A 2,456-nucleotide genomic window follows, 5' to 3' on the forward strand; every position below is an offset into this window, starting at 1 on the left:
CGCGGACTTGCAACGTGCGCCGTAAGAACTGACGATTTCGAAGGATGGCCGACATGTGCGAGCCATGCGGATTTGGCAAAGCGTCAAAATATTGACGCATGCGCTGTCATCGATGCGCCGATTCGGTACGCCTGCCACCCACCTGTAAGAGCGAATTCAGTCGCGACAAGGACTTGCGGCGAGGTGGCGCTGCCGCAACTGAAGCCGCGCCGAAAAAACCAGGCATGCTCATTACCAAGGGGTGCATCACCAAAAACAAACCCCCGGCCACCGACCGGGGGTTCGGGATTTCCCTTATAAGCACGCCTTACTTCGGTGCGTGCACAAACTTCTCCCAAGCATCGAGCAGGTTCGAGCCGTTGACCGAGCCCAAGCCCGCCGCGAAACTCCAGCCCGGCTGCGCGTTGTACGCCACCGTGTTCGCGTTGTACTTGTTGGGCTTGGTCGAGGTCAGGCCGATCTGTGTCGGGCCATAGAAGCCCTCGAAGTTCTTCAATGAACCGTAGAAGTAGCAATCGTCGGTGACCTGATCGAATGCGGCGATCTGGATGCACTGTGTCGAGATGCCACCGCGAGTGACGTTGTGGAACACGCACTTGGCGGTGCCCTTGGTACCATTATCGGCGTTGCACTTGGCCAAGGTATCCGGCGCGGCGCCGGTCGGACCGCCGTACTCCTGTGCAGCCAGTGCATAGAGCGTCGGTGCGGCGTTGCCCTGGTTCGGCGACAACCCCTTGTCCGACAGCCCCTGGTCGATCAACGCCTGGATGCCTGCGAACATCGGCGAGGACAGCGACGTGCCGCCTTCCAGATACACTGGCGAGGTGAAGCCCGGCACGCAAGGATATGCGTCCGTGCAGATGATCACCCAGGAATAACCGCCATACGAGCCGGCAAACAGGGAGACGTCCGGTACGTCGCGCGATTGATCCTTGGCCGCGCCCTTCACCAGCCGCTGCCAGGCGGGCTTGGCATCGACCGACGACGGTCCGCCGCTACCGGCTTCCGAAGTGGCGTACAAACCCTCCGGGTCGTAGGTCAGGTATTGCTTGCAGAAGGCCAGCCCATTGGCGAGTCCCAGCGATTGCGCTGCGACGTCGTTACCGCAGGATTCGTTCCACGGAATCTCCGGCACGTACGATTTGGCCGAACCATAGTCCGCGGTGAAGGTGGAATTGAAATACTTCTTGGTGGTGCCATCGAGCACGTCGGCGGTGTCCGTGCCACCGACAACGGTGACGTTGGGCGACGTACCGAACGAATTGGCGTCCAGGCCGACGCCGTTGATGATGCTGCCGTTGAAGCTCGGGTTGGAGCCCGAGTCGCCGCTGGAAACGAACACCGAGATACCTTCGGCATCCGCCTGCGCCCACATCAGGTCGATGGCCGTCTTGCTGGCGGTATCGGTGAAGCCTTCACCGTAGCCGTAGCTCGCGCTGATCACATTCGGCCGCGATGTGCCGTTGATCAGGTTGGTCGCTGCGGTAAATACGCCGCCGAAGAAATTATTGCTGTTGGAATCGTCGCAACTGGCCACCACGATGTTGGCGCCCGGCGCCATGGCGGTCGACCATTCCGCATCGAGCACGGTTTCTAGTCCGTCTTCGCCTGGGAAGGCGATGTTAGGATCGATGCAGTTGGTAAAGCCGGTCGCCTGTGGCTGGATCTGCGCAAACGTACCGCCGTAGCTGCCCAACTGAAACTGGGAAACGAAATTGTCCCAATCGGTCGGCACCATCGATTCGTCTTCGACCAGGGCAATAGTGATGCCCTGACCCGTAGTGCCTGCGGCGTGCAGCGTATCCACGCCATACATCTTCGCCAGGTCCGACGGTGAAAAACCGCGCGAACCATCGGTAAAGGTCACTGCATCGGGGCTGACTTGCGACTTGAGCTGTCTATTGTTGGCGGATGCCGGCTGCTGCACCTTGAACTTTTGCGTCGATGCGCTGAACTGCGCCAGCTTTTCCGATACACGCTGCGCCTTCGGGTGGACATCGTTGAGCCCGGCCACGCCCGTGACGACATCTTTCAACGCGGTCGGCACGCTGATGTCGCTGCTGTTGGCGATATGGCTCTCGTTGTTGATCGTGTACCGGCTCTCCTGTGTATGGAAAGCACGCTTGACCGCACCGGCCGTGCCGCTGAAGTCGATCTGCATCTTGTTGGCATAGACGCCATTGACGGTGAAGCCCTGGCTGGTCAGCCACGAGGTGACCGCGTCGATGTCCGCATCGCTTACGCCGAAGCGGTTACCGAACTGCTGCGGTGTGATCCACTGATGGAACTTGCTCGAAGTCGGATCGTGCTGTGCGGTAACCAGGGCATCCAGTGCCGCGGCACGCTTTGCGCTGCGCTTGAGCACCAGCTGCATATGGTTCATGGGAGTGGAATCAGCGACAGCCGCGGTGGGCTTCGCTGCGGTAACAAAGGCGAGATGCGAATTGGCCACCGCC

Annotated in this window: 1 protein-coding gene; it reads right to left on the reverse strand. The window is 60.3% G+C overall.

What is annotated here, in order from left to right; genetic code table 11:
* Positions 1–307: 307 nt before the first annotated feature.
* The coding region (locus VIM98_RS13585) for a S53 family peptidase (protein ID WP_331993652.1) at positions 308–2,456 on the reverse strand (2,149 nt) is incomplete at its 5' end.

Source organism: Dyella sp., assembly GCF_036568765.1.
In the GTDB taxonomy this organism is placed as follows: Bacteria; Pseudomonadota; Gammaproteobacteria; order Xanthomonadales; family Rhodanobacteraceae; genus GSA-30.